The 25597-nt window shown below is 44.2% G+C and carries 29 protein-coding genes and 1 other annotated feature; all 29 genes read left to right on the top strand.

Features of this window, described 5'->3' with window-relative positions:
• The 29 genes from ACXAEA_RS01005 (at nucleotide 1) to rpmC (ending at nucleotide 25591) form a co-directional block, all read left to right on the top strand.
• A complete protein-coding gene (locus ACXAEA_RS01005) occupies nucleotides 1–405 on the top strand; it encodes a Mini-ribonuclease 3 (protein WP_475094119.1) in 405 nt (134 codons plus the stop codon).
• A gap of 238 nt (nucleotides 406–643) precedes the next feature.
• Nucleotides 644–1372, top strand: coding sequence for a 23S rRNA (guanosine(2251)-2'-O)-methyltransferase RlmB (gene rlmB, locus ACXAEA_RS01000; protein WP_475098030.1), 729 nt, complete (start codon nucleotides 644–646; stop codon nucleotides 1370–1372).
• A 2-nt stretch (nucleotides 1373–1374) separates the two neighbouring features.
• Nucleotides 1375–1884 (top strand): NYN domain-containing protein, encoded by a 510-nt coding sequence (locus ACXAEA_RS00995; protein WP_475094118.1) that lies wholly within the window; start codon nucleotides 1375–1377, stop codon nucleotides 1882–1884.
• Between the two features lie 68 nt (nucleotides 1885–1952).
• Entirely contained in the window at nucleotides 1953–2603 is a 651-nt protein-coding gene (sigH, locus tag ACXAEA_RS00990) for an RNA polymerase sporulation sigma factor SigH (RefSeq protein WP_475094117.1), read from the top strand.
• Between the two features lie 436 nt (nucleotides 2604–3039).
• Nucleotides 3040–3189, top strand: a complete 150-nt coding sequence (gene rpmG, locus ACXAEA_RS00985) for a 50S ribosomal protein L33 (protein ID WP_475094116.1) — start codon at nucleotides 3040–3042, stop codon at nucleotides 3187–3189.
• 51 nt (nucleotides 3190–3240) lie between these two features.
• The gene (gene secE / locus ACXAEA_RS00980) at nucleotides 3241–3423 is read left to right on the top strand and encodes a preprotein translocase subunit SecE (RefSeq protein ID WP_475094115.1); all 183 of its coding nucleotides are present in this window, start codon (nucleotides 3241–3243) and stop codon (nucleotides 3421–3423) included.
• A gap of 162 nt (nucleotides 3424–3585) precedes the next feature.
• Nucleotides 3586–4119, top strand: a complete 534-nt coding sequence (nusG, locus tag ACXAEA_RS00975) for a transcription termination/antitermination protein NusG (protein ID WP_475098029.1) — start codon at nucleotides 3586–3588, stop codon at nucleotides 4117–4119.
• A gap of 172 nt (nucleotides 4120–4291) precedes the next feature.
• The gene (gene rplK / locus ACXAEA_RS00970; RefSeq protein ID WP_144481271.1) at nucleotides 4292–4717 is read left to right on the top strand and encodes a 50S ribosomal protein L11; all 426 of its coding nucleotides are present in this window, start codon (nucleotides 4292–4294) and stop codon (nucleotides 4715–4717) included.
• A gap of 186 nt (nucleotides 4718–4903) precedes the next feature.
• Nucleotides 4904–5596, top strand: a complete 693-nt coding sequence (gene rplA / locus ACXAEA_RS00965; RefSeq protein WP_475094114.1) for a 50S ribosomal protein L1 — start codon at nucleotides 4904–4906, stop codon at nucleotides 5594–5596.
• Nucleotides 5597–5646: 50 nt separating this feature from the next.
• Nucleotides 5647–5784 (top strand) — a sequence feature (ribosomal protein L10 leader region).
• A 32-nt stretch (nucleotides 5785–5816) separates the two neighbouring features.
• Complete coding sequence (gene rplJ, locus ACXAEA_RS00960; RefSeq protein WP_475094113.1) at nucleotides 5817–6317, top strand: 50S ribosomal protein L10; 501 nt, start codon at nucleotides 5817–5819, stop codon at nucleotides 6315–6317.
• A 54-nt stretch (nucleotides 6318–6371) separates the two neighbouring features.
• Nucleotides 6372–6734: a 50S ribosomal protein L7/L12 gene (gene rplL, locus ACXAEA_RS00955; protein ID WP_475094112.1), complete on the top strand. Its 363-nt coding sequence runs from the start codon at nucleotides 6372–6374 to the stop codon at nucleotides 6732–6734.
• Between the two features lie 452 nt (nucleotides 6735–7186).
• Nucleotides 7187–7789: a class I SAM-dependent methyltransferase gene (locus ACXAEA_RS00950; RefSeq protein ID WP_475094111.1), complete on the top strand. Its 603-nt coding sequence runs from the start codon at nucleotides 7187–7189 to the stop codon at nucleotides 7787–7789.
• Nucleotides 7790–8033: 244 nt separating this feature from the next.
• Nucleotides 8034–11594: a DNA-directed RNA polymerase subunit beta gene (rpoB, locus tag ACXAEA_RS00945; protein WP_475094110.1), complete on the top strand. Its 3561-nt coding sequence runs from the start codon at nucleotides 8034–8036 to the stop codon at nucleotides 11592–11594.
• Nucleotides 11595–11707: 113 nt separating this feature from the next.
• Nucleotides 11708–15310: a DNA-directed RNA polymerase subunit beta' gene (gene rpoC, locus ACXAEA_RS00940; RefSeq protein ID WP_475094109.1), complete on the top strand. Its 3603-nt coding sequence runs from the start codon at nucleotides 11708–11710 to the stop codon at nucleotides 15308–15310.
• 182 nt (nucleotides 15311–15492) lie between these two features.
• On the top strand, nucleotides 15493–15741 hold the full coding sequence (locus ACXAEA_RS00935) for a 50S ribosomal protein L7ae-like protein (protein WP_475094108.1): 249 nt from the start codon (nucleotides 15493–15495) through the stop codon (nucleotides 15739–15741).
• A 100-nt stretch (nucleotides 15742–15841) separates the two neighbouring features.
• The gene (rpsL, locus tag ACXAEA_RS00930) at nucleotides 15842–16264 is read left to right on the top strand and encodes a 30S ribosomal protein S12 (protein ID WP_023626436.1); all 423 of its coding nucleotides are present in this window, start codon (nucleotides 15842–15844) and stop codon (nucleotides 16262–16264) included.
• Nucleotides 16265–16305: 41 nt separating this feature from the next.
• A complete protein-coding gene (gene rpsG / locus ACXAEA_RS00925) occupies nucleotides 16306–16776 on the top strand; it encodes a 30S ribosomal protein S7 (protein WP_023626435.1) in 471 nt (156 codons plus the stop codon).
• A gap of 48 nt (nucleotides 16777–16824) precedes the next feature.
• Nucleotides 16825–18903, top strand: a complete 2079-nt coding sequence (gene fusA, locus ACXAEA_RS00920) for an elongation factor G (RefSeq protein WP_475094107.1) — start codon at nucleotides 16825–16827, stop codon at nucleotides 18901–18903.
• A 124-nt stretch (nucleotides 18904–19027) separates the two neighbouring features.
• A complete protein-coding gene (gene tuf, locus ACXAEA_RS00915; RefSeq protein WP_475094106.1) occupies nucleotides 19028–20215 on the top strand; it encodes an elongation factor Tu in 1188 nt (395 codons plus the stop codon).
• A gap of 624 nt (nucleotides 20216–20839) precedes the next feature.
• Nucleotides 20840–21148, top strand: a complete 309-nt coding sequence (gene rpsJ / locus ACXAEA_RS00910) for a 30S ribosomal protein S10 (protein WP_009791329.1) — start codon at nucleotides 20840–20842, stop codon at nucleotides 21146–21148.
• 38 nt (nucleotides 21149–21186) lie between these two features.
• A complete protein-coding gene (gene rplC, locus ACXAEA_RS00905; protein WP_475094105.1) occupies nucleotides 21187–21816 on the top strand; it encodes a 50S ribosomal protein L3 in 630 nt (209 codons plus the stop codon).
• A gap of 26 nt (nucleotides 21817–21842) precedes the next feature.
• Nucleotides 21843–22466: a 50S ribosomal protein L4 gene (rplD, locus tag ACXAEA_RS00900; protein WP_475094104.1), complete on the top strand. Its 624-nt coding sequence runs from the start codon at nucleotides 21843–21845 to the stop codon at nucleotides 22464–22466.
• Complete coding sequence (rplW, locus tag ACXAEA_RS00895) at nucleotides 22466–22750, top strand: 50S ribosomal protein L23 (protein WP_475094103.1); 285 nt, start codon at nucleotides 22466–22468, stop codon at nucleotides 22748–22750. Before rplD ends, rplW begins: the two co-directional genes overlap by 1 nt.
• Nucleotides 22751–22778: 28 nt before the next feature.
• Nucleotides 22779–23609, top strand: coding sequence for a 50S ribosomal protein L2 (gene rplB / locus ACXAEA_RS00890; protein ID WP_475094102.1), 831 nt, complete (start codon nucleotides 22779–22781; stop codon nucleotides 23607–23609).
• Between the two features lie 57 nt (nucleotides 23610–23666).
• A complete protein-coding gene (gene rpsS, locus ACXAEA_RS00885) occupies nucleotides 23667–23945 on the top strand; it encodes a 30S ribosomal protein S19 (RefSeq protein ID WP_023626426.1) in 279 nt (92 codons plus the stop codon).
• Nucleotides 23946–23963: 18 nt separating this feature from the next.
• Nucleotides 23964–24305, top strand: coding sequence for a 50S ribosomal protein L22 (gene rplV / locus ACXAEA_RS00880; protein ID WP_079504264.1), 342 nt, complete (start codon nucleotides 23964–23966; stop codon nucleotides 24303–24305).
• Nucleotides 24306–24308: 3 nt separating this feature from the next.
• Nucleotides 24309–24965, top strand: a complete 657-nt coding sequence (gene rpsC / locus ACXAEA_RS00875) for a 30S ribosomal protein S3 (protein WP_079504263.1) — start codon at nucleotides 24309–24311, stop codon at nucleotides 24963–24965.
• A 1-nt stretch (nucleotide 24966) separates the two neighbouring features.
• The gene (gene rplP / locus ACXAEA_RS00870; RefSeq protein WP_102264859.1) at nucleotides 24967–25401 is read left to right on the top strand and encodes a 50S ribosomal protein L16; all 435 of its coding nucleotides are present in this window, start codon (nucleotides 24967–24969) and stop codon (nucleotides 25399–25401) included.
• Nucleotides 25391–25591 (top strand): 50S ribosomal protein L29, encoded by a 201-nt coding sequence (gene rpmC, locus ACXAEA_RS00865; protein ID WP_079504261.1) that lies wholly within the window; start codon nucleotides 25391–25393, stop codon nucleotides 25589–25591. The genes rplP and rpmC overlap by 11 nt, the downstream gene beginning before the upstream one ends.
• Nucleotides 25592–25597: the final 6 nt, after the last annotated feature.

The raw sequence follows: 25597 nt of genomic DNA, 5'->3' as shown, positions 1-25597 counted from the left end.
ATGCTGCATTACGAACAAAAAATAGATGAAAAACAATTGAACAGCCTTGCACTTGCCTACATGGGCGATGCCGTATATGAACTATATGTACGGCATCACCTGCTGCAAAGCGGCAAGGTGCGGCCAAACCAGCTTCATAAAGAAGCGACAGCATACGTATCAGCAAAGTCGCAGGCCAAGTTCCTGCATAAACTTCTGGAGATGGAGGCTTTGTCAGAATCGGAAATTACGATTGCAAAAAGAGGCCGAAATGCGAAGTCAGGATCTGTCCCGAAAAACACTGATGTCCAAACATACCGTTACAGTACAGCCTTTGAGGCCTTGATCGGTTATTTGTATCTGGCGGGTAATGAGAAACGGATAGAAGAACTGATTACCACAGTATTTGCACTTGCTGAAGAATAGATGGGAGGAACAATTCCACATGAGCCAGAACCAGAAACAAAAACAGAACCGGAACAATAGGCAAAAACAAGATGAAGACAAAAAGCGGAGACCTGCCCGTAACCAGGCACAGAGACAGGATGAGAAGCCGAAAAGAAAGCCAGCCAAGGGCCAGTTTCAAAAACATGAACAGAAAAGAGACCACGCTCCTGCTCAAAGATCTGTCGAGCATCAAAAAGAGAACGAAAACCAGGATTACATCATCGGCAAAAATCCTGTTATCGAAGCATTGAAATCTGAACGTGACATCAACAAAATCCTGATTGCCGAAGGCTCACAAGGCGGCCAGATGCAGCAGGTCATTGGAATGGCAAAAGAAGCGAATGTCATGGTTCAATTTGTTCCGAAGAAGAAAATTGACCAGCTTACTGACGGAAACCACCAGGGTGTAATCGCCCAGGTTGCAGCCTATGAATATGCTGAACTTGATGATCTGTTTACTGCTGCTGAGAAAAAGAATGAAGCACCATTCTTCCTTCTCCTTGATGAAATTGAAGACCCGCATAATCTGGGGTCAATCATGAGAACGGCAGATGCATCCGGGGCACACGGAGTCATTATTCCAAAGAGGCGTGCGGTTGGCCTGACTGCAACAGTAGCAAAGGCATCAACTGGAGCAATTGAATATATCCCGGTTGTCAGGGTGACAAATATGGCACAAACAATCGATGAGCTGAAAGAACGCGGTGTCTGGATTGCAGGGACCGATGCTTCTGCAAAGCAGGATTATCGCCAAATTGACGGCGCATTGCCTTTAGGCCTCGTAATCGGAAGCGAAGGCAAAGGAATGGGCAGGCTGATTCGCGATAAATGTGACTTCCTGTTAAGTCTTCCGATGGTTGGACATGTAACATCCTTGAATGCCTCTGTTGCGGCGGCATTGCTGATGTATGAAGTTCACCGTAAACGTCATCCGCTAGGGGAATAGAAATGGACATCCTGCTTGTCGATGGCTACAACATTATCGGTGCATGGCCGGAGCTGAACAGCCTTAAGAAGAAAGAGCTTTCTGCCGCCAGGGACAGGCTGGTGGAAATCATGGCTGAATATCAGGCTTATACAGGCTATCGTGTCATCATTGTGTTTGACGCCCACTTTGTATCAGGTACACAAAAAAAATACAAAAATTACAAGGTGGACGTTATTTTTACAAAAGAAAGTGAAACGGCAGACGAACGGATCGAAAAGCTGGCAATTGAACTCAGCAGCCGCCAGACACAAATCCATGTAGCTACCTCCGATTTCACTGAGCAATGGGCGATTTTTGGACAGGGAGCCCTTAGGAAATCAGCACGGGAGCTGCTTAATGAAACAAATTTAATCGGAAAAAAAATTGAAAAAAGAGTGAAGGTAATCCAGGAAGAAAAGCCTAGTGCCAAGATACCGCTTACAAAAGAAGTGGCAGAAATTTTTGAAAAATGGCGCAGAGGGGAACATTGACCGGTTGACGCCCTAAAAAAGCCTGCTGTATAATATTTCTAACTGTACGTGCGGGCGGGGGGATCGAAATGAGTGCTGACATCGGAAATCGTTTACATGAAGCCTACTTATTGCTGGAAGATGAAGAAATTGTAGAAGCGGTGCACAGAGGAGAAAGTGATGCGCTAGATTTTCTGATTCACAAATACAGGAACTTTGTTCGCGCAAAAGCACGATCCTATTTTTTAATCGGAGCCGATAAAGAAGATATCGTGCAGGAAGGAATGATTGGCCTCTATAAGGCAATTCGTGATTTCCGCGAGGACAAGCTTACCTCATTCAAGGCATTTGCCGAGCTATGCATTACCCGTCAGATCATTACGGCCATCAAGACGGCCACAAGGCAAAAACACATCCCGCTGAATTCCTATGTTTCCCTGGACAAGCCGATTTATGATGAGGAATCGGACAGGACGCTTATGGATGTCTTATCAGGTGCAAAAGTAATGGACCCTGAGGAGTTATTCATCAATCAGGAGGAATTCGACCAGATTGAAGTGAAGATGTCTGAGCTGTTGAGTGACCTCGAAAGAAAAGTGCTCGCGTTATATTTGGACGGACAATCCTACCAGGAAATCTCTGAAGAGCTGAACCGCCACGTCAAATCGATTGATAATGCACTTCAGAGGGTTAAGCGGAAGCTTGAGAGGTATCTTGAGCTGAGAGAGCTGTCAGTCTAAGCTGAATTGACGAAAAATAGCAACAAAACTGACTTTTAATCTAGCAACGGGAATTATAAATTTTTCATTTTGAGAACTGTCCAGCTCCAGCGCCTAGCCCCTCGAGACGCTTGTCTAGTTTCGCCTCCTAGAAACTCCGAAACTTCAACTCCGCCGGCAGAAGCAAAAAGCGCTTCTTTGTCGGAGTCTCCAGTTTCTGTGTTTCTGGGCAGTCGGCTACACTTTTCTATTTCGGTCCGCCCGGTAAAGTCAAAAAGCGACTTCACCGGTCGGCCCTCCAGCGCTTGTCGGGGCTGACCAAGGCACTTGCGCTTTTCTATTGAACCACTTATTGACACAATCTATCAGCCATGGTACATTTTTAAAGATATAATAGATGGCGTTTTCATAGGAAAAAGGATGGAATCAGCCTGTCAAAGCGGGTGTCAGTGTCAATATGAACAAAAAAGTGACCCTTGCTTGTGTGGATTGCGGCTCTCGCAATTATTCCACCACGAGCAACAAGCAAACGCAATCAGAACGGCTCGAGCTGAAGAAGTACTGCAGCAATTGCGGTGCCCATACAGTTCATAAGGAAACGAAATAAGGTTTACAGATAGATCATCATATGGAATTCCGATAAGTTGGAGGTTACAAAATGCAGCGCATCACTACGTTTTTCAGTGAAGTTGGACGTGAAATGAGAAAGGTCAGCTGGCCGCGACGCAAAGAGCTGACTCGTTATACAATTACGGTTTTGTCTACAGTTGCTTTTGCTGCTCTTTTCTTTGCAGTGCTAGACCTTGGTATTTCTGAATTGATTCGCTTAATTCTTGAATAACCACTGCGCACTCATGGTATAATGGAAAATATAACGCAGGACAAGTTTAAAAGCCCGGATAACGGGTTTTTTATTTGCTTGAAAAAATCGCATTCAATGTCAGGGCGGAACGCAGCCCTTGCATTTTGAATTTGGGAGGGACGGACGATTTAGTCCTCGATGATGGAAAAGAATTGGTATGTAGTTCATACTTACTCAGGATACGAGAACAAGGTAAAGACGAATCTTGAAAAGCGCGTCGAAACGATGGGCATGCAGGATAAGATCTTCCGTGTGATTGTACCAGAAGAAGAAGAAACAGATTTCAAAAATGGCAAAAAGAAAGTCGTTAAGCGCAAGACATTCCCTGGTTATGTGCTGGTGGAACTTGTGATGACTGATGATTCCTGGTACGTTGTGCGCAATACTCCAGGTGTAACCGGCTTCGTTGGTTCTGCGGGAGCAGGATCAAAGCCGACACCGCTATTGCCTGAAGAAGTAGCATTCATCCTTAAGCGCATGGGTGTGGAAGAGAAGAGAATCGATGTCAACTTCGAACTTGGCGAAACAGTACAGGTCAGCGAAGGACCATTTGCGAACTTCACTGGCACAATCGAAGAGATCGATAAAGACAAAGCGAAGCTTAAAGTGCTTGTCAATATGTTCGGCCGTGACACCCCGGTAGAGCTTGAATTTTCACAGATTCAAAAATTATAATTTGAAATAGCTTGAAATCAAGTTTAAAAAGTGTTAATATTTCATAGGTCAGTATGTCTTGGACGATTGACAGATATATGTCAAGTTCTTTATTTAATATAAAGACTTTTGTTATGAGTGGGAGGGGAAAATCCCCTATTACCACATCACGGACTTTAAGGAGGTGTGTCTCGTGGCTAAAAAAGTAATTAAAATGGTTAAATTGCAAATCCCTGCTGGTAAAGCCAATCCGGCACCACCAGTTGGACCTGCACTAGGTCAAGCCGGTGTTAATATCATGGGATTCTGTAAGGAGTTTAACGCTCGTACAGCTGATCAAGCTGGATTAATCATCCCTGTTGAAATCACGGTTTTTGAAGACCGTTCATTTACATTTATTACGAAAACTCCTCCTGCTGCAGTTCTTTTGAAAGTAGCAGCTGGAATCCAGTCTGGTTCTGGTGAACCAAACCGTAATAAAGTAGCAACAGTCAAGCGTGATAAAGTACGTGAGATTGCTGAACAGAAAATGCCTGACCTGAACGCAGCTAGCGTTGAAGCAGCAATGCGCATGGTTGAAGGTACTGCACGCAGCATGGGAATCAACATCGAAGACTAATTTCTGCTGCAGAAGATCGATGGGTTGCGAAGCTGAATTAGATTTCACTCGCAACCTTTTATCTGTCTGATACGGCGCCTTAATGGCGCCTTCGCTTTTCGTTGTGTGGCTAGGCTGCCAACTGGCAGCTGGTCTTACATCGTGGGAGGTTATTCCGCTAAAACCACAATACAGGAGGAAATTAAAATGGCTAAAAAAGGCAAAAAGTATCTAGAAGCTGCTAAGCTTGTAGATCGTTCACAAGCATACAATGTTGCAGAAGCTGTAGAGCTTGCTAAAAAGACAAGCATCGTTAAATTCGACGCTACAGTTGAAGCTGCTTTCCGTTTGGGCGTAGACCCTAAGAAAGCTGACCAGCAAATCCGTGGAGCAGTTGTGCTTCCAAACGGAACTGGTAAAACTCAACGTGTTCTAGTATTCGCTAAAGGCGAGAAGCTGAAAGAAGCAGAAGCTGCTGGTGCAGATTATGTTGGCGATGCAGAATACATCAACAAGATCCAGCAGGGCTGGTTCGACTTCGATGTAATCGTTGCTACACCTGACATGATGGGTGAAGTTGGTAAGCTTGGCCGCGTATTGGGACCTAAAGGCTTAATGCCAAACCCTAAGACAGGCACAGTTACATTTGATGTAACAAAAGCTGTTAACGAAATCAAAGCTGGTAAAGTAGAATACCGCGTTGATAAGTCTGGTAACATCCACGTACCTATCGGAAAAGTTTCTTTCGAAGACCAGAAGCTTGTTGAAAACTTCAACACGATCTTCGAAACTATGATGAAGGTTAAGCCAGCTGCAGCTAAAGGAACTTACATGAAGAACGTTACGATCTCTACTACAATGGGACCTGGCGTTAAAGTTGATCCTTCAACTGTAAAATAATAGTATTTGACAATTTAAGAAGCATTAGATATAATTCTTCTTGTTGTGAAAATAGAATAACATTTGTACCGCAGACAGCAGGGGCTTATTGCTTAATAACCTGCCGAGGTCATACGATAGAGCAACACCATTTGCTATTGTATACTTCCTCCGTGTCTGTCCAGATGCGGAGGTTTTTAATTGCACGGTATAAATGCACAAATCTACAGGAGGTGTAATGATGAGCAAAGTTATTGAAGTAAAAAAGCAAATCGTTGACGAGATTGCTGGCAAACTAAAAGAAAGCAAATCAACTGTTGTTGTTGATTACCGCGGACTTACAGTTGCTGAAGTAACTGAACTTCGTAAGCAGCTTCGTGAAGCTGGCGTTGAATTCAAAGTTTACAAGAACTCTATGACACGCCGTGCTGCTGAAGCAGCAGAACTTGCTGACCTAAACGCATCATTAGTTGGCCCTAACGCAATCGCGTTCAGTGCTGAAGATGTAGTAGCTCCAGCTAAGATTCTTAACGAATTCGCTAAGAAGCACGACGCTCTTGAAATCAAGGCGGGTGTGGTTGAAGGCAACATCGTTACAGTAGAAGAAATCAAGGCTCTTGCAGACCTACCGTCTCGCGAAGGTCTACTTTCTATGCTACTCAGCGTACTTCAAGCACCAATTCGCAATCTTGCTCTTGCTGCAAAAGCAGTTGCGGAACAGAAGGAAGAACAAGGCGCGTAAGTTAATATTTACGGTTTAAAAATAAAAAACTAACCAATTAGGAGGAAACAAATCATGACTAAAGAACAAATCATTGAAGCAGTTAAAAGCATGACTGTTTTAGAACTTAACGATCTAGTAAAAGCAATCGAAGAAGAATTCGGCGTAACTGCTGCTGCTCCAGTAGCAATGATGGGCGGAGCTGGCGCTGCTGCTGTTGAAGAAAAAACTGAGTTTGACGTAGTTCTTGCAAGCGCTGGTGACCAGAAGATCAAGGTTATCAAAGTTGTTCGTGAAATCACAGGTCTTGGACTTAAAGAAGCAAAAGAACTTGTTGACAACACTCCAAAAGCTCTTAAAGAAGGCGTTTCTAAAGAAGAAGCTGAAGAAATCAAAGCTAAGCTTGATGAAGTTGGAGCTAACGTCGAAGTTAAGTAATCAACCTTACAACAAAAAGCTCGCTGCTAACAGCGAGCTTTTTTTCGCTTTTATCTTTTGAAGGAAAAATAAAAGCTGTTTATAAGATATTGTTAAATCCACTTCGAGAAATGTCCAGCTCCAGCGCCTAGCCCCTCGAGTCGCTTGTCTAGTTTAGCCTCCTAGAAACTCCGAAACTTCAACTCCGCCGGCAGAAGCAAAAGCGCTTCTTTGTCGGAGTCTCCAGTTTCTGCATTTCTGGGCAGTCGGCTACACTTTTCTATTTCGGTCCGCCCAATGAAGTCAAAGAACGACTTCACTGGTCGGACCTCCAGCGCTTGTCGGGGCTGACCAAGGCGCTTGCGCTTTTCGTTTTTTTGCTTTTTAATTTTAAATTGTATATAATACCGCAGTAGCAATGCAATCCGCGATCGCATTCTTCAAGCCTAGAGTCCCCGTGGAGGTGAGAGATTTTGACTGAACATTATTACTCCCGCAAACCCAGCACTGAAAGCAATCCTGTAAAATGGCAAAGTGAATTGAAGGGAAGCAGTTTCCGTTTCAAGACGGACGCCGGTGTTTTTTCGAAAAAGGAAGTTGATTTCGGCTCGCGACTGCTGATTGATACCTTTGAGTTGACGAAATCTGCCGGATTGATCCTGGATGTTGGCTGCGGCTATGGGCCGATTGGGCTTTCGCTTGCAAAGGCTTATCCGGAAGCGGTGGTCCATATGGTGGATGTTAATGAAAGAGCGATCACGCTTGCTAAGGAAAACGCGGCCGAAAATAGCATAGAGAATGTGCGAATCTATGAGAGCGACCGGCTGACAGGAGTAGAGGAAAAAGGATTCAATGCAATCCTGACAAATCCGCCGATCCGTGCAGGCAAAAAGATCGTACACGATATTTTCGAACAAAGTTTCCTCCATTTAACCCAAGGTGGAGAACTTTGGGTAGTCATCCAGAAGAAGCAGGGTGCTCCATCTGCGATGGAAAAAATGAAAGAACTTTTTGGTGATGTAGAAGTAGCGGCAAAAAGTAAAGGATACTTTATTCTCAAATCTGTAAAATGTTGACGTGAGAATACCGCTATGTTAATATTATAAAATGCCAATATATTAGTTTCCTTTCGTCTGTTAATTTCATCGAAAGTTGTATAATTTTGGGCATTAAGGGAAAACTAACAAAATAATTGTTCGTTGCAGGAAATGTGGTTTTTAGGTGAAAACCCTTTTTCTTTTTGTCTTTTGATATGGAGGAAACTTCATGGACAAGACATGGATAGATGAATAATAACGCTTGATTTGAGGGGTGAATCAGTTGACAGGTCAACTTGTTCAGTATGGACGACACCGCCAACGTAGAAGTTATGCTCGCATCAGTGAAGTTTTGGAATTGCCGAATTTGATTGAAATTCAAACCTCTTCCTATCAGTGGTTTCTTGATGAGGGCCTACGTGAAATGTTCCAGGACATTTCACCGATTGAAGACTTTACTGGTAACTTATCGCTAGAGTTTATCGATTACAGTCTTGGCGAACCGAAATATCCAGTGGAAGAATCAAAAGAAAGAGACGTTACATACTCGGCTCCATTGCGAGTGAAGGTCCGCCTTGTAAATAAGGAAACTGGTGAAGTTAAGGACCAGGACGTTTTCATGGGTGATTTCCCGCTTATGACAGAGACTGGCACGTTTGTCATCAACGGTGCTGAAAGGGTTATCGTTTCTCAGCTTGTGCGCTCACCAAGTGTGTACTACAGCGGGAAACTGGATAAGAACGGGAAAAAGGGATTCTCTGCAACCGTTATTCCAAACCGTGGTGCATGGTTAGAGTATGAAACAGATGCCAAGGATGTTGTATATGTAAGGATTGATCGTACGAGGAAGCTCCCTGTTACGGTTCTTTTGCGTGCATTAGGGTTCGGTTCTGATCAAGAAATCATTGATCTAATCGGAGATAACGAATATATCCGCAATACACTTGAAAAAGACAATACGGAAAGCACGGAAAAAGCGCTTCTTGAAATCTATGAGCGTCTTCGCCCGGGTGAACCGCCTACAGTTGAAAATGCGAAGAGCCTATTGGTATCAAGATTCTTTGATCCAAAGCGCTATGACCTTGCAAATGTAGGACGTTATAAAATCAACAAGAAGCTTCATATTAAAAACCGTTTATTCGGCCAGAAGCTTGCAGAAACATTAGTGGATCCAGAAACAGGAGAAATCATTGCTGAAAAAGGCGTCACTCTTGACCGCCGTACTTTGGATAAGATTCTTCCTGCGTTGGAGAAGGATGTTGGCTTCAAGAATTTCAGCCCATATGGCGGCGTTGTTGAAGAAGATATCACTCTGCAAAGCATCAAGATCTATGCGCCAAATGAAGAAGGCGAAAAAGAGATTAATGTTTTAGGAAATGCTTATGTTCCTGAACCAATTAAGAATATTACGCCTGCTGATATCATTTCTTCAATCAGCTACTTCTTTAACTTGCTGCATGGTGTTGGTGACACGGATGATATCGACCATTTAGGAAACAGACGTCTTCGTTCTGTTGGTGAACTTCTGCAGAACCAGTTCCGCATTGGTTTGTCCAGAATGGAGCGTGTAGTCCGTGAAAGAATGTCCATCCAGGACACAAATACGATTACACCACAGCAATTAATCAATATCCGCCCGGTAATCGCGTCCATCAAAGAATTCTTTGGAAGCTCACAGCTTTCACAGTTCATGGACCAGACAAATCCGCTGGCTGAATTGACACATAAGAGGCGTCTTTCTGCATTGGGACCTGGTGGTCTTACACGTGAACGCGCCGGTTTCGAAGTGCGTGACGTTCACTACTCCCACTACGGTCGTATGTGTCCGATTGAAACGCCTGAAGGTCCAAACATCGGTTTGATCAACTCACTTTCAAGTTTCGCTAAGGTAAACCGTTTCGGATTCATCGAGACTCCTTACCGACGTGTTGACCCTGAAACAGGAAAAGTGACAAGCCATTTCGATTACTTAACAGCTGATGAAGAAGATAACTATGTTGTTGCACAGGCGAACGCACGCCTTGCTGAAGATGGCTCCTTCATTGATGATGAAGTAATTGCCCGTTTCCGCGGTGAAAACACTGTTGTCAAGCGTGATCGCGTCGACTATATGGACGTATCACCTAAGCAGGTTGTATCCGCAGCGACTGCGTGTATCCCGTTCCTTGAAAATGATGACTCCAACCGTGCCCTGATGGGTGCGAACATGCAGCGTCAGGCTGTTCCATTGATGCAGCCTGAAGCACCAAGAGTCGGTACTGGAATGGAGCACGTTTCTGCCAAGGACTCCGGTGCAGCTGTCATCTGTAAGCACGAAGGTATTGTTGAGCACGTTGAAGCACGTGAAGTATGGGTTCGCCGTGTGAAGGAAGTTGACGGACAGGAAATCAAGGGTGACCTTGATAAGTACCGTATGCTTAAGTTCATCCGTTCTAACCAGGGTACATGCTACAACCAGCGCCCAATCGTAAGCGTTGGCGACCGTGTAACCAAGGGTGAAATCCTTGCTGACGGCCCTTCAATGGAAAAAGGCGAACTTGCACTTGGACGTAACGTCCTTGTTGGCTTCATGACTTGGAATGGTTATAACTACGAGGATGCTATCATCATGAGTGAGCGCCTTGTTAAGGATGATGTCTATACATCAATCCATATAGAAGAATACGAATCAGAGTCCCGCGATACAAAGCTTGGACCTGAAGAAATCACACGTGATATTCCAAACGTTGGGGAAGATGCATTAAGAAACCTTGATGAACGCGGAATCATCCGTGTCGGTGCTGAAGTGAAAGATGGAGATCTTCTTGTCGGTAAGGTAACACCTAAAGGGGTTACTGAATTGACAGCTGAAGAACGTCTCCTTCACGCAATCTTCGGTGAAAAAGCAAGGGAAGTCCGCGATACATCATTGCGTGTTCCACACGGCGGCGGCGGGATCGTCCTCGACGTCAAAGTGTTCAACCGTGAAGATGGCGATGAACTGCCTCCTGGCGTAAACCAGCTTGTCCGTGCTTACATTGTTCAGAAGCGTAAGATTTCTGAAGGGGATAAGATGGCTGGTCGTCACGGTAACAAAGGGGTTATCTCAAAAATCCTTCCGGAAGAAGATATGCCTTTCTTGCCTGACGGTACACCTGTCGATATCATGCTTAACCCACTAGGGGTACCATCACGTATGAACATCGGTCAGGTTCTTGAGCTCCACCTTGGTATGGCTGCGCGCTACCTTGGAATCCATGTTGCTTCACCAGTATTCGATGGTGCCCGTGAAGAAGATGTATGGGCAACAATCGAAGAAGCAGGCATGGCAAGGGACGCTAAGACCATCCTTTATGATGGCCGCACAGGTGAGCCATTCGACAACCGTGTATCTGTCGGTGTCATGTACATGATCAAGCTTGCTCACATGGTAGACGATAAGCTTCACGCTCGTTCTACTGGACCATACTCACTTGTTACGCAGCAGCCACTTGGCGGTAAAGCCCAGTTCGGCGGACAGCGTTTCGGGGAGATGGAAGTTTGGGCGCTTGAAGCATACGGCGCTGCATACACATTGCAGGAAATCTTGACTGTCAAGTCCGATGATGTTGTCGGACGTGTTAAAACATATGAAGCGATTGTTAAAGGTGAAAACGTACCAGAACCAGGTGTTCCTGAGTCATTCAAAGTATTGATGAAAGAACTTCAGAGTCTTGGTATGGACGTCAAGATCCTTTCAGGCGATGAAAAAGAAATCGAAATGCGCGACTTCGATGATGAAGAAGAAATGCAGCATGCTGAAACATTGACAATTGCCCCAGAATCAGAAGAAATGGATTCTGAAAAAGTAGGAATGAAAGAATAGGTCCATCTAATTGGCACACGTGTACAAACAGTTGAATAACAGTATTGTCCACGTGTGTTCCTTTTTGAATGGCCATAAGGGTAAAACCCTAGATTAAAAGGGAGGTAGGCCCCTTGCTAGACGTTAATAATTTTGAGTACATGAAAATTGGCCTTGCTTCACCAGACAAGATCCGTTCATGGTCTTTCGGAGAAGTTAAAAAGCCGGAAACAATCAACTATCGTACTTTAAAACCAGAAAAAGACGGCTTATTCTGTGAGCGTATCTTCGGACCGACAAAGGACTGGGAATGTCATTGCGGAAAGTACAAAAGAGTTCGCTATAAAGGTGTAGTCTGTGACCGATGCGGTGTTGAAGTTACACGCGCTAAAGTCCGCCGTGAAAGAATGGGGCACATCGAACTTGCAGCTCCTGTTTCTCATATTTGGTATTTCAAAGGTATTCCTAGCCGCATGGGACTTGTTCTTGACATGTCTCCTCGTGCGCTGGAAGAAGTCATTTACTTCGCTTCTTACGTGGTAACAGAAACAGGTGATACTGCTCTTGAGAAGAAGCAGCTGTTATCAGAAAAAGAATACCGAGCTTACCGCGAAAAATACGGCAATAAGTTCCAGGCATCAATGGGAGCTGAAGCCATCAAAAAGCTGCTTTCTGATATCGACCTCGATAAAGAAGCAGACATGCTCAAAGAAGAATTAAGAACTGCACAGGGCCAGCGCCGTACACGTGCGATCAAGCGCCTTGAAGTAGTTGAAGCATTCCGTGGGTCAGGCAATGAACCATCATGGATGATCCTTGATGTTCTTCCTGTCATCCCTCCGGAACTTCGTCCAATGGTACAGCTGGATGGCGGACGTTTCGCAACATCCGACCTAAATGACTTGTACCGCCGTGTAATCAACCGTAACAACCGTCTTAAGCGTCTCCTTGACCTTGGTGCCCCTAGCATCATTGTCCAGAACGAAAAGCGTATGCTTCAGGAAGCTGTTGACGCGCTGATCGATAACGGCCGCCGCGGACGTCCGGTAACTGGTCCTGGTAACCGTCCACTTAAATCCCTGTCACATATGCTGAAGGGTAAGCAAGGACGTTTCCGTCAAAACCTTCTTGGTAAGCGTGTTGACTATTCAGGCCGTTCAGTTATCGTCGTAGGTCCTAACCTGCATATGTATCAGTGCGGACTGCCTAAAGAAATGGCTCTAGAGCTGTTCAAGCCGTTCGTCATGAAAGAATTAGTACAAAAGGGCTTGGCCCATAACATAAAGTCTGCAAAACGCAAGATTGAGCGTGTCCAGCCAGAAGTATGGGATGTTCTTGAAGATGTAATCAAGGAGCATCCAGTATTGCTGAACCGTGCCCCAACTCTTCACAGACTGGGAATCCAGGCGTTCGAGCCTACATTGGTTGAAGGACGTGCAATCCGTCTTCACCCGCTCGTGTGTACAGCATATAACGCTGACTTCGATGGTGACCAGATGGCTGTTCACGTACCATTAAGTGCTGAAGCTCAAGCAGAAGCTCGTTTGTTAATGCTTGCTGCTCAGAATATCCTTAACCCTAAAGACGGAAAGCCAGTTGTTACTCCTTCCCAGGATATGGTATTAGGTAACTACTACCTGACTTTGGAAAGAGCAGGCGCTGTCGGAGAAGGTATGGTATTCAAGGATACAAACGAAGCATTGATTGCATACCAGAATGGCTATGTACATCTTCATACACGTATTGCAGTTGCTGCATCATCACTTGGCAACCAGACATTCACTGAAGAGCAAAATGGCCAGCTTTTGATTACGACTGTTGGTAAGCTGATTTTCAACGAAATCCTTCCAGCGTCATTCCCTTATATCAATGAGCCTTCTAAACAAAACCTTGAGGAAAAAACTCCTGAGAAATATTTTGTGGAAAAAGGTGCAGATATCAAGGAAACCATCAAGGCTATGCCGTTGGTAGATCCATTTAAGAAGAAGATTCTTGGAAACATCATTGCTGAAGTATTCAAGATCTTCAAGATCACTGAAACATCAAAAATGCTTGACCGCATGAAGGAACTTGGCTTCAAATACTCCACTAAAGCGGGTATTACGGTTGGTGTGGCTGATATCGTGGTTCTTAAAGAGAAGCAGGAAATCATCGCTGAAGCACAAACAAAAGTTGATAATGTCCTTAAACAGTTCAGACGCGGTTTGATTACCGAAGACGAGCGTTATGACCGAGTCATTTCAATCTGGAGTGCAGCGAAGGATAACATCCAGGCTAAACTGATGAAATCACTTGATAACTCTAACCCGATCTTCATGATGAGTGACTCTGGTGCCCGTGGTAACGCGTCCAACTTCACTCAGCTTGCTGGTATGCGTGGTCTGATGGCCAACCCGGCTGGACGAATCATCGAATTGCCAATCAAGTCAAGTTTCCGTGAAGGTCTGACAGTATTGGAGTACTTTATCTCCACTCACGGTGCTCGTAAAGGTCTTGCGGATACGGCGCTTAAGACAGCTGACTCAGGTTACCTGACTCGCCGTCTTGTAGACGTAGCCCAGGATGTAATCGTCCGTGAAGATGATTGCGGAACGGACAGAGGTCTTTATATCAAAGCGCTTAAGGATGGCACAGAAGTCATCGAGCCTCTTGATGAGCGTCTGATCGGCCGCTATGCCAGAAAGGCAATCAAGCATCCGGAAACTAAGGTTGTTATCGTTCCTGAGAACGGGCTGATTACAGAAGACCTGGCTGCTGAAGTAGTCGAAGCTGGAATCGAAGATGTTTGGATTCGTTCTGCATTTACATGTAATACACGCCACGGTGTATGTAAGAAGTGTTACGGTCGTAACCTTGCGACTGGCCAGGAAGTCGAAGTTGGCGAAGCAGTCGGTATCATCGCTGCCCAGTCAATCGGTGAGCCAGGTACACAGCTTACAATGCGTACATTCCATACGGGCGGTGTTGCAGGAGATGATATCACACAAGGTCTTCCGCGTATCCAGGAATTGTTCGAAGCACGTAACCCTAAAGGGCAGGCTGTCATTTCTGAACTTGAAGGTGTCGTAGTCGGCATCAACGAAGGTAAAGATCGTCAGCAGGAAATTGTGATCCAGGGTGAAATCGAAAGCCGCACGTACTCAGCGCCATATACAGCCCGTTTGAAGGTTGCTATGAATGACCATGTTGCACGAGGCCAGGAACTCACTGAAGGTTCAATTGACCCTAAGGAACTTTTAAGAGTCAAAGATGTTCAATCCGTGCAGGAATACCTGTTGAAAGAAGTTCAAAAAGTATACCGTATGCAGGGTGTTGAAATCGGCGACAAGCACGTTGAAGTAATGGTTCGCCAGATGATGCGCAAAATCAGGGTAATCGACGCAGGAGAAACAGATGTACTTCCAGGCACATTGCTTGAAATCCATCAGTTCACTGACGCTAACCGTAAAGCGCTTCTTGAGGGTAAAATGCCTGCGACAGGACGTCCGGTGCTGCTTGGTATCACAAAAGCATCACTTGAAACAGATTCCTTCCTGTCAGCTGCTTCCTTCCAGGAAACAACAAGAGTGCTTACAGATGCTGCAATCAAAGGCAAGCGCGATGAACTTCTAGGCTTGAAAGAAAATGTTATCATCGGTAAACTTGTTCCAGCTGGAACAGGCATGCAGCGCTACAGAAGAGCTGAGCCAATCCAGGTGCAAGAAGAGAACGCTGAAGACGCAGTTTCTGTAGAGTAGTAAAATAATGCGCGCGGCACTTTCTACCGATAGAAAGTGCCGCGTTTTTAAAGAAAATTACGCATCTCTATGAATAAAGTAATATTTTACCGAAAAAAAGTTTTATAATTTGTTGACATCATTTCATTGAAATGTTACTATTTCAAAGGTGCTCCTATTTACCTGTCACTTTGGAGGATATCATGTCTTATGAAAAAGTAGCGCAGGCTAACAAGATAATAGTAGGATCAAAGCAGACAGTCAAAGCCCTTAAAGCAGGCGAAGTAATGGAACTGGTGATTGCAAAGGATGCAGACGCGAAAGTGACGGCAGAACTATTGCGGACAGCCGGTGATATGAACACCGCCATATCCTATGTCGACTCAATGAAAAAGTTGGGGAAGGCATGCGGAATTGCCGTAGGTGCGGCAGCTGTTGCGATAACAAAGTAAAAACTGTTTTTGCAGCAAACTGCAAGAACTTTGTTTTTTGTAAAAAAATGAACCACCTGGATGTGTGGGCTTACAAAAAAGTGAAGGGAGGAAAATGATCATGCCTACAATTAACCAATTAGTGCGCAAGCCACGTAGCTCAAAAGAGGAGAAGTCAAAATCTCCAGCGCTTAATAAAGGTTACAACAGCTTCAAAAAAGCACAAACTAACGTTTCATCTCCACAAAAGCGTGGTGTATGTACTCGTGTTGGTACGATGACTCCAAAGAAGCCAAACTCAGCGTTGCGTAAATACGCTCGTGTACGTTTGACTAACGGAATCGAGGTAACAGCTTATATCCCTGGTATCGGGCACAACCTTCAAGAGCACAGTGTTGTTCTTATCCGTGGAGGACGTGTAAAGGACTTACCGGGAGTACGTTACCACATCGTTCGTGGTGCTCTTGATACTGCTGGTGTTAACAACCGTATGCAGGGCCGTTCTAAGTACGGTACTAAGAGACCAAAAGCAGCTAAGAAATAATAGCCAAAAAAATATAACCCTTTTTGAAAGGAGGAAATTACATGCCACGTAAAGGTCCAGTTGCAAAGAGAGACGTTTTGCCGGATCCGATTTATAACTCAAAGCTTATCACTCGTCTGATCAACAAGATGATGATCGATGGTAAGAGAGGTAAATCACAAAAGATCCTTTATTCAGCTTTTGATATCATTCGTGAGCGTTCAGGCAAAGAGCCAATCGAAGTATTCGATGCAGCTCTTAAGAACATCATGCCTGTTCTAGAAGTAAAAGCACGCCGTGTAGGTGGAGCTAACTACCAAGTACCAGTTGAGGTGCGTGCAGACCGCCGTACAACTCTAGGTCTTCGTTGGTTGGTAAACTACTCACGTCTTCGTGGGGAGAAAACAATGGAAGAGCGTCTTGCTAACGAAATTCTTGACGCTGCTAACAACACTGGTGCTTCTGTTAAGAAGCGCGAAGATACACACAAAATGGCTGAAGCGAACAAAGCATTCGCTCACTATCGTTGGTAGAATTACCTTTATTCTAAAAACACTCATACTAGGAAGGAGAAAGACCAAATGGCAAGAGAGTTCTCCTTAGAAAAAACTCGTAATATTGGAATCATGGCTCACATTGATGCTGGTAAAACAACAACAACTGAGCGTGTTCTATATTATACAGGCCGTATTCACAAAATCGGTGAAACTCACGAAGGTGCTTCTCAGATGGACTGGATGGAGCAGGAACAAGAACGTGGAATCACGATCACTTCTGCTGCAACAACTGCATCATGGAAAAACCACCGTGTAAACATCATTGATACACCAGGACACGTAGACTTCACAGTAGAAGTTGAACGTTCACTTCGTGTACTTGATGGTGCTGTAGCAGTACTTGACGCACAGTCAGGTGTTGAGCCTCAAACTGAAACAGTTTGGCGCCAGGCTACAACTTACGGAGTTCCACGTGTAGTATTCGTTAACAAAATGGATAAGCTTGGTGCTGACTTCCTTTACTCTGTTAAGACTCTGCACGAACGTCTTCAAGCTAACGCTCATCCAATCCAGTTGCCAATCGGCGCTGAAGATGAGTTCGAAGCTATCATCGACCTAGTCGAAATGAAAGCTGTCTTCTATGCGAATGACCTTGGTACTGAAATTACTGAAGGTGAAATTCCAGAAGAGTACAAAGCACAAGCTGAAGAGTACCGTGAAAAGCTAGTTGAAGCGGTAGCTGAGCTTGATGAAGAATTAATGGAAAAATACCTAGGCGGAGAAGAGCTTACAATCGAAGAGATTAAAGCAGCTATCCGTAAAGGTACTACAAATGTTGAATTCTACCCAGTTATCTGTGGTTCAGCATTCAAAAACAAAGGTGTTCAGCTAATGCTTGACGCTGTTATCGACTACCTTCCATCTCCACTTGATGTACCTGCGATCAAAGGTACTCTACCGGATTCAGATGAAGAAGTTGAGCGTCATGCGGACGACAACGAGCCATTCTCTGCTCTTGCGTTCAAAGTTATGACTGACCCTTATGTTGGTAAGTTAACGTTCTTCCGCGTTTACTCCGGAACTCTTGAGTCTGGATCTTATGTTCAGAACTCAACTAAAGGAAAGCGTGAGCGTATTGGACGTATCCTTCAGATGCACGCAAACAGCCGTCAGGAAATCTCTAAGGTTTACGCGGGTGATATTGCAGCAGCTGTAGGTCTTAAGGATACTACTACAGGTGACACTCTTTGTGATGATAAGAACCTTGTTATCTTGGAATCCATGCAGTTCCCTGAACCAGTAATCCAGTTATCAGTTGAGCCTAAGTCAAAAGCTGACCAGGACAAGATGACAACTGCATTGCAAAAACTTCAAGAAGAAGATCCAACATTCCGCGCGCATACTGACCAGGAAACTGGCCAGGTTATCATCGCTGGAATGGGTGAGCTTCACCTTGATATCATCGTTGACCGTATGCGTCGTGAATTTAAAGTAGAAGCAAACGTTGGTGCTCCTCAGGTAGCATACCGTGAAACTTTCCGCGAATCAGCTTCTGTTGAAGGAAAATTCGCACGTCAATCCGGTGGACGTGGTCAATTCGGACACGTTTGGATCGAGTTCTCTCCAAACGAAGAAGGAAAAGGTTTCGAGTTCGAGAATGGCATCGTCGGTGGTGTAGTTCCACGTGAATACATCCCAGCGGTACAGGCTGGTCTTGAAGACGCTCTTGACCGTGGTGTTCTTGCAGGATATCCACTAGTTGACATCAAAGCAAGACTATTCGATGGTTCTTACCACGATGTTGACTCCTCTGAAATGGCGTTTAAAATCGCTGCTTCAATGGCACTTAAGAATGCTGCTTCCAAGTGTAAGCCAGTAATCCTTGAGCCTGTCATGAGGGTAGAAGTTGTTATCCCTGAAGAATACCTAGGAGATATCATGGGTATGATCACTGCTCGCCGCGGACGCGTTGAAGGTATGGACGCTCGTGGTAATGCACAGGTAGTTCGTGCGATGGTTCCACTTTCAGAAATGTTCGGTTATGCAACTGCTCTTCGTTCAAGCACACAAGGACGCGGTGTATTCTCAATGCACTTCGACCACTACGAAGAAGTTCCTAAATCTGTTTCTGAAGAAATCATCAAAAAAAATAAAGGTGAATAATTGATTTTCATCTTTTAATCAAGTATAACTACTAATGTAAGCATAATGCTGTGGGATAGGGCGACCTCTCTCACAGCACATTATAATATACTTAATTTTCATATATTAAAGGAGGATTTTTCTAATGGGAAAAGCTAAATTCGATCGTTCCAAGCCACACGTTAACATTGGTACTATTGGTCACGTTGACCACGGTAAAACTACTTTAACAGCTGCTATCACTTCTGTTCTTGCAAAAGCTGGCGGTGCTGAAGCAAAAGGTTATGACCAAATCGACGCTGCTCCAGAAGAGCGCGAGCGTGGAATCACAATCTCTACTGCACACGTTGAGTACGAAACTGCTACTCGTCACTATGCACACGTTGACTGCCCAGGACACGCTGACTATGTTAAGAACATGATCACTGGTGCTGCACAGATGGACGGCGGTATCCTAGTTGTATCTGCAACTGATGGCCCAATGCCACAAACTCGTGAGCACATCCTTCTTTCTCGTCAGGTAGGCGTACCTTACCTTGTTGTATTCATGAACAAGTGTGACATGGTTGACGATGAAGAACTACTTGAACTAGTAGAAATGGAAGTTCGTGACCTTCTTACTGAATACGAATTCCCTGGCGATGATATCCCAGTAATCAAAGGTTCAGCTCTTAAAGCTCTTGAAGGCGAAGCTTCATGGGAAGAGAAAATCGTTGAACTAATGAACGCTGTTGATGAGTACATCCCAACTCCAACTCGTGACACTGAAAAGCCATTCATGATGCCTGTTGAGGACGTTTTCTCAATCACAGGACGTGGAACAGTTGCTACAGGCCGTGTTGAGCGTGGACAAGTACGCGTTGGTGACGTAATCGAAATCGTAGGTTTCACTGAAGAGCCTAAATCTACAACTGTAACAGGTGTAGAAATGTTCCGTAAGCTTCTTGACTATGCAGAAGCTGGAGACAACATCGGTGCACTTCTTCGTGGTGTAGCACGTGAAGAAATCGAGCGTGGACAGGTATTGGCTAAGCCAAAATCAATCACTCCACACACAAAGTTCAAAGCGGAAGTTTATGTTCTTTCTAAAGAAGAAGGTGGACGTCATACTCCATTCTTCACTAACTACCGCCCACAATTCTATTTCCGTACTTCTGATATTACAGGTATCTGTAACCTTCCTGAAGGCGTAGAAATGGTTATGCCTGGCGACAACATCGAAATGACTGTTGAACTAATCGCTCCAGTAGCTATCGAAGAAGGAACTAAGTTCTCTATTCGTGAAGGCGGCCGTACTGTAGGCGCTGGCGTAGTTGCGACTATCCAAGAGTAATTTCTAATAACCAAAAGCAGCTGGATGACGATCCAGCTGCTTTTTTTTGCGAACTAATTACTTCTGATCTGTAAAAATGAGAATATATGAGTCCCATAAATATGTATATGTACCCGTAAAAGAAGGCAAAGAAAGATTACAGTCACAAAAAAAACGATTATGTTCCCGTAAAAGAAGATCAAACAAGATTACGGTCACATAAACAAGAAACATGTGCCCCAAAGAGATAATAAACAAATTTACGATCACAAAATCATCAAATCAAAGATCCTGCACACTGAATTGAACCTGATGAACAATAAGAATGAATCAGTTCCTTCTATATAATATAACTTCATCATCTCACAGGAATTATTTTCTCCCCGTCCAAATAGTTAGAAATCTTCTTCTCCACTTGTAAAATACACAAACGCCCGCTATAATAGTAAAAGTGTGTTGAACATAATTAAAAAGCGGAATTAATCTTGCGTTTAAGTTATGTTTTATGTATAATAGACAATGTTGGTCTTTGACTGCGATGATGCGGAAGGTTGCTGACACACCCGGCCGCTTTGCCATGGCGAGTGTGTGGGAAATTTCCGCGGAGAATGTCTATTTTAAAATAGGCGAAAAGGAGGGAAAGTAATGGCAAAACAAAAAATTCGTATCCGTTTAAAAGCTTATGATCACCGTATCCTTGATCAATCAGCAGAGAAAATCGTGGAAACAGCGAAGCGTTCTGGTGCGGCAGTGTCGGGTCCAATCCCACTACCTACAGAAAAGTCAATCTACACAATTCTTCGTGCGGTGCATAAGTACAAAGATTCTCGTGAGCAATTCGAGATGCGTACTCATAAGCGTCTGATTGACATCATCAATCCGACTCCACAAACGGTCGATTCACTAATGCGTTTAGACCTGCCATCAGGTGTAGATATCGAAATCAAACTTTAATAAATAAAACATTATAATTCACAGGAGGTGTGACTGAAATGACCAAAGGAATCTTAGGAAGAAAGATCGGTATGACTCAAGTATTTGCTGAGAACGGCGACCTTATCCCGGTAACTGTTGTCGAGGCTGCTCCAAACGTAGTGCTTCAAGTAAAATCTGTTGAGACAGATGGTTACGAAGCGGTACAGCTTGGCTTTGAAGACAAGCGCGAGAAGCTATCAAACAAACCAGAAAAGGGCCACGTTAGCAAAGCAAACACTGCTCCTAAGCGCTTCGTTAAGGAATTCAACGGAGTAGACGTAGCAGGGTATGAAGTTGGTCAGGAAGTCAAAGTTGATATTTTCGCAGAAGGCGATATCGTAGATGTTACAGGAATCTCTAAGGGTAAAGGTTTCCAAGGTGTAATCAAGCGCCACGGACAATCTCGCGGACCAATGGCTCACGGTTCTCGTTACCACCGCCGCCCTGGTTCAATGGGTCCTGTTGCTCCAAACCGTGTATTCAAAGGTAAACTATTGCCTGGACGCATGGGTGGAGAGCAGATCACTGTTCAAAACCTACAAATCGTTAAAATCGATGCAGAGCGTAACCTTCTTCTAATCAAAGGAAACGTTCCTGGTGCTAGAAAAGCCCTTCTAAAAATCAAAGGTGCTGTAAAAGCTAAGTAATTTTTACAGGAAAGGAGGAAACAAGAATGCCTAAAGTAGCATTATTTAACCAAGCTGGTTCACAAGTTGGAGAAATCGAACTTAACGATTCAGTATTTGGTATTGAGCCTAACAACCACGTAATGTTCGAAGCAGTTGTAATGCAGAGAGCTTCATTACGTCAAGGAACTCATAAAACAAAGATTCGTTCTGAAGTAGCGGGCGGTGGACGCAAGCCATGGAAACAGAAAGGTACTGGACGTGCTCGTCAAGGGTCTATTCGTTCTCCACAATGGCGCGGCGGCGGAACTGTGTTCGGTCCTGTTCCACGTAGCTACAGCTATAAATTGCCTAAAAAAGTTCGTCGTTTAGCGATCAAATCTGCATTATCATCAAAAGTACAAGCTGAAAACATCATGGTACTTGAGAGCCTTGCATTCGAAGCTCCAAAGACTAAAGAATTCACAAACGTACTAAAAGGTCTTTCAGTTAACACTAAAGCCTTGATCGTAACAGCAGGTCTTGAAGAAAACGTCGCTCTTTCTGCACGTAACATTCCTGGAGTAACTGTCGTTACTGCTGACGGAATCAACGTGCTTGATGTTTTAAATCATGATAAGCTGATCATGACAAAAGCAGCTGTTGAAAAAGTAGAGGAGGTGCTTGCATAATGGATGCACGCGATATCATTAAGCGCCCCGTTATTACAGAACGTTCTTCTGATCTAATGGCTGAGAAGAAGTACACTTTCGAAGTTGATACAAGAGCTAACAAAACACAAGTTAAAGATGCAATCGAAACTATTTTCGGCGTTAAAGTTGAAAAAGTTAACATCATGAACTACAAAGGTAAGTTCAAGCGTATGGGCAAGTTCGGCGGTTACACAAACAAGCGTCGTAAAGCTATCGTAAAACTTACTCAAGAAAGCAAAGAAATCGAATTCTTCGAAGTATAAAACTTAATTAGAAGAGGAGGGAAACGAAATGGCGATTAAAAAGTACAAACCTACCTCCAACGGTCGTCGTAATATGACAGCATCTGATTTTGCTGAAATTACAACTGACAAGCCGGAAAAATCCTTGCTTGCTCCGTTGCACAGAAAAGGCGGTCGTAACAACCAGGGTAAGTTAACTGTTCGTCATCAAGGTGGCGGCCATAAGCGTCAGTACAGAATCATCGACTTTAAACGTACAAAAGATGGCATTCCAGGACGCGTTGCCACAATTGAGTATGATCCAAACCGTTCAGCAAACATTGCGTTAATTAATTATGTAGATGGTGAAAAGAGATATATCCTAGCTCCTAAAAACCTAGAAGTAGGTATGGAAATTATGTCTGGCCCAACAGCTGACATTAAAGTAGGTAACGCTCTTCCACTAGTCAACATTCCAGTGGGTACAGTTATCCACAACATCGAATTGAAGCCTGGCAAGGGCGGACAATTAGTTCGTTCAGCAGGAACTTCTGCACAGGTTCTTGGTAAAGAAGGCAAATATGTATTAATTCGTTTGAACTCAGGCGAAGTACGTATGATCCTTTCTGAGTGCCGTGCAACTGTAGGTCAAGTCGGCAACGAACAGCACGAATTGATCAACATCGGTAAAGCAGGTCGTTCACGCTGGTTAGGCAAGCGCCCAACAGTTCGTGGATCTGTAATGAACCCTAACGATCACCCACACGGTGGTGGTGAAGGACGTTCACCAATCGGACGTAAATCACCTATGTCTCCATGGGGCAAACCAACTCTTGGATACAAGACTCGCAAGAAGAAAAACAAATCCGACAAGTTTATTGTACGTCGTCGTAAAAAATAACGGGATTGATCTACGGTTCGAGGGAACCGTAGGGCAATCACGAAGGGAGGTTCAATCATGGGTCGCAGCTTAAAAAAAGGACCTTTTGTTGATGAGCACTTAATCACAAAGATCGAAAAGTTAAATGAAACTGAAGCGAAGAAAGTTGTTAAAACTTGGTCTCGCCGTTCAACGATCTTCCCACAATTCATCGGACACACGATTGCTGTCTACGATGGTCGCAAACATGTACCTGTTTATGTCACTGAAGACATGGTAGGCCACAAGCTTGGAGAATTCGCTCCAACTCGTACTTACAAAGGTCATGGTAATGACGATAAGAAAACAAGACGTTAATGAGAGGAGGGCATCCAAATGCAAGCTAAAGCTGTTGCAAGAACAGTTCGTATTGCTCCTCGTAAAGCTCGCTTAGTTCTAGATTTAATTCGAGGAAAGCAAGTTGGTGAAGCGGTTGCTATCTTAAACCTTACCCCTAAGGCAGCTTCTCCAATCGTAGAAAAAGTGTTGAAATCTGCATTAGCGAACGCAGAACACAACTATGAAATGGATGTTAATAACCTTGTCGTATCCGAAGCTTACGCAAACGAAGGACCAACGTTGAAACGTTTCCGTCCACGTGCTATGGGCCGTGCAAGTGCAATTAACAAACGTACTAGCCACATTACAATCGTTTTATCAGAAAAGAAGGAGGGATAATCAGTGGGTCAAAAAGTAAATCCAGTCGGTTTGCGTGTCGGAATCATCCGTGATTGGGAATCAAAATGGTACGCAGGCAAAGACTACGCTGATCTTTTACACGAAGACCTTAAGGTTCGTGAGTACATCACAAAGCGTTTACGCGATGCTTCTCTTTCTAAAGTAGAAATCGAACGTGCTGCAAACCGCTTGAACGTAACTGTCCACACTGCGAAGCCAGGAATGGTTATCGGTAAGGGTGGTACTGAGGTTGAAGCTCTTCGCAAAGCGTTAAACGAACTTACTGGCAAACGTGTTCATATAAACATTCTTGAAATCAAAAAAGCTGATATCGATGCGAAATTGGTTGCTGAAAACATCGCGCGCCAATTGGAAAACCGTGTATCTTTCCGTCGCGCTCAAAAGCAAGTTATCCAACGTGCTATGCGTGCTGGCGCTAAAGGTATCAAGACAATGGTATCCGGCCGTCTTGGCGGTGCAGACATCGCTCGTTCAGAACAATACAGCGAAGGAACAGTTCCACTTCATACTCTTCGTGCCGATATCGATTATGCTACTGCTGAAGCAGATACAACTTACGGTAAACTTGGCGTAAAAGTATGGATTTATCGTGGAGAGGTCCTTCCTACAAAGAAGAAAACTGAGGAAGGAGGCAAATAATATGTTATTGCCTAAACGCGTTAAATATCGCCGTCAACACCGTGGCAAGATGCGCGGTCAAGCAAAAGGCGGTACTGAAGTAAACTTCGGTGAATTCGGTTTGCAAGCTCTTGAAGCTTCTTGGATCACGAACCGTCAGATCGAATCTGCCCGTATTGCAATGACTCGTTACATGAAACGTGGCGGTAAAGTTTGGATCAAAATTTTCCCACACAAGCCATATACTGCAAAGCCTCTAGAAGTCCGAATGGGTTCTGGTAAAGGTGCTCCTGAAGGTTGGGTAGCGGTTGTTAAACCAGGCAAAGTAATGTTCGAAGTTGCTGGCGTATCTGAAGAGATCGCACGCGAAGCATTACGCCTTGCATCACACAAGCTTCCTGTTAAGTGCAAGTTTGTGAAACGAGAAGAAATTGGTGGTGAATCTAATGAAAGCTAATGAAATTCGTGACCTTACCACTGCTGAAATTGAACAAAAAGTTAAATCATTAAAAGAAGAGCTATTCAACCTGCGCTTTCAATTAGCGACTGGACAACTTGAAAACACAGCTCGCATTCGTGAAGTACGCAAAGCGATTGCTCGTATGAAAACTGTAATTCGTGAACGAGAGATCGGCGTTAACAGATAATTGAGA

This window comes from Mesobacillus sp. ABV4_180 (assembly GCF_056158485.1).
The sequence above is the reverse complement of the archived record's forward strand: the minus strand, read 5'-3'. Positions and strand labels throughout refer to the sequence as shown.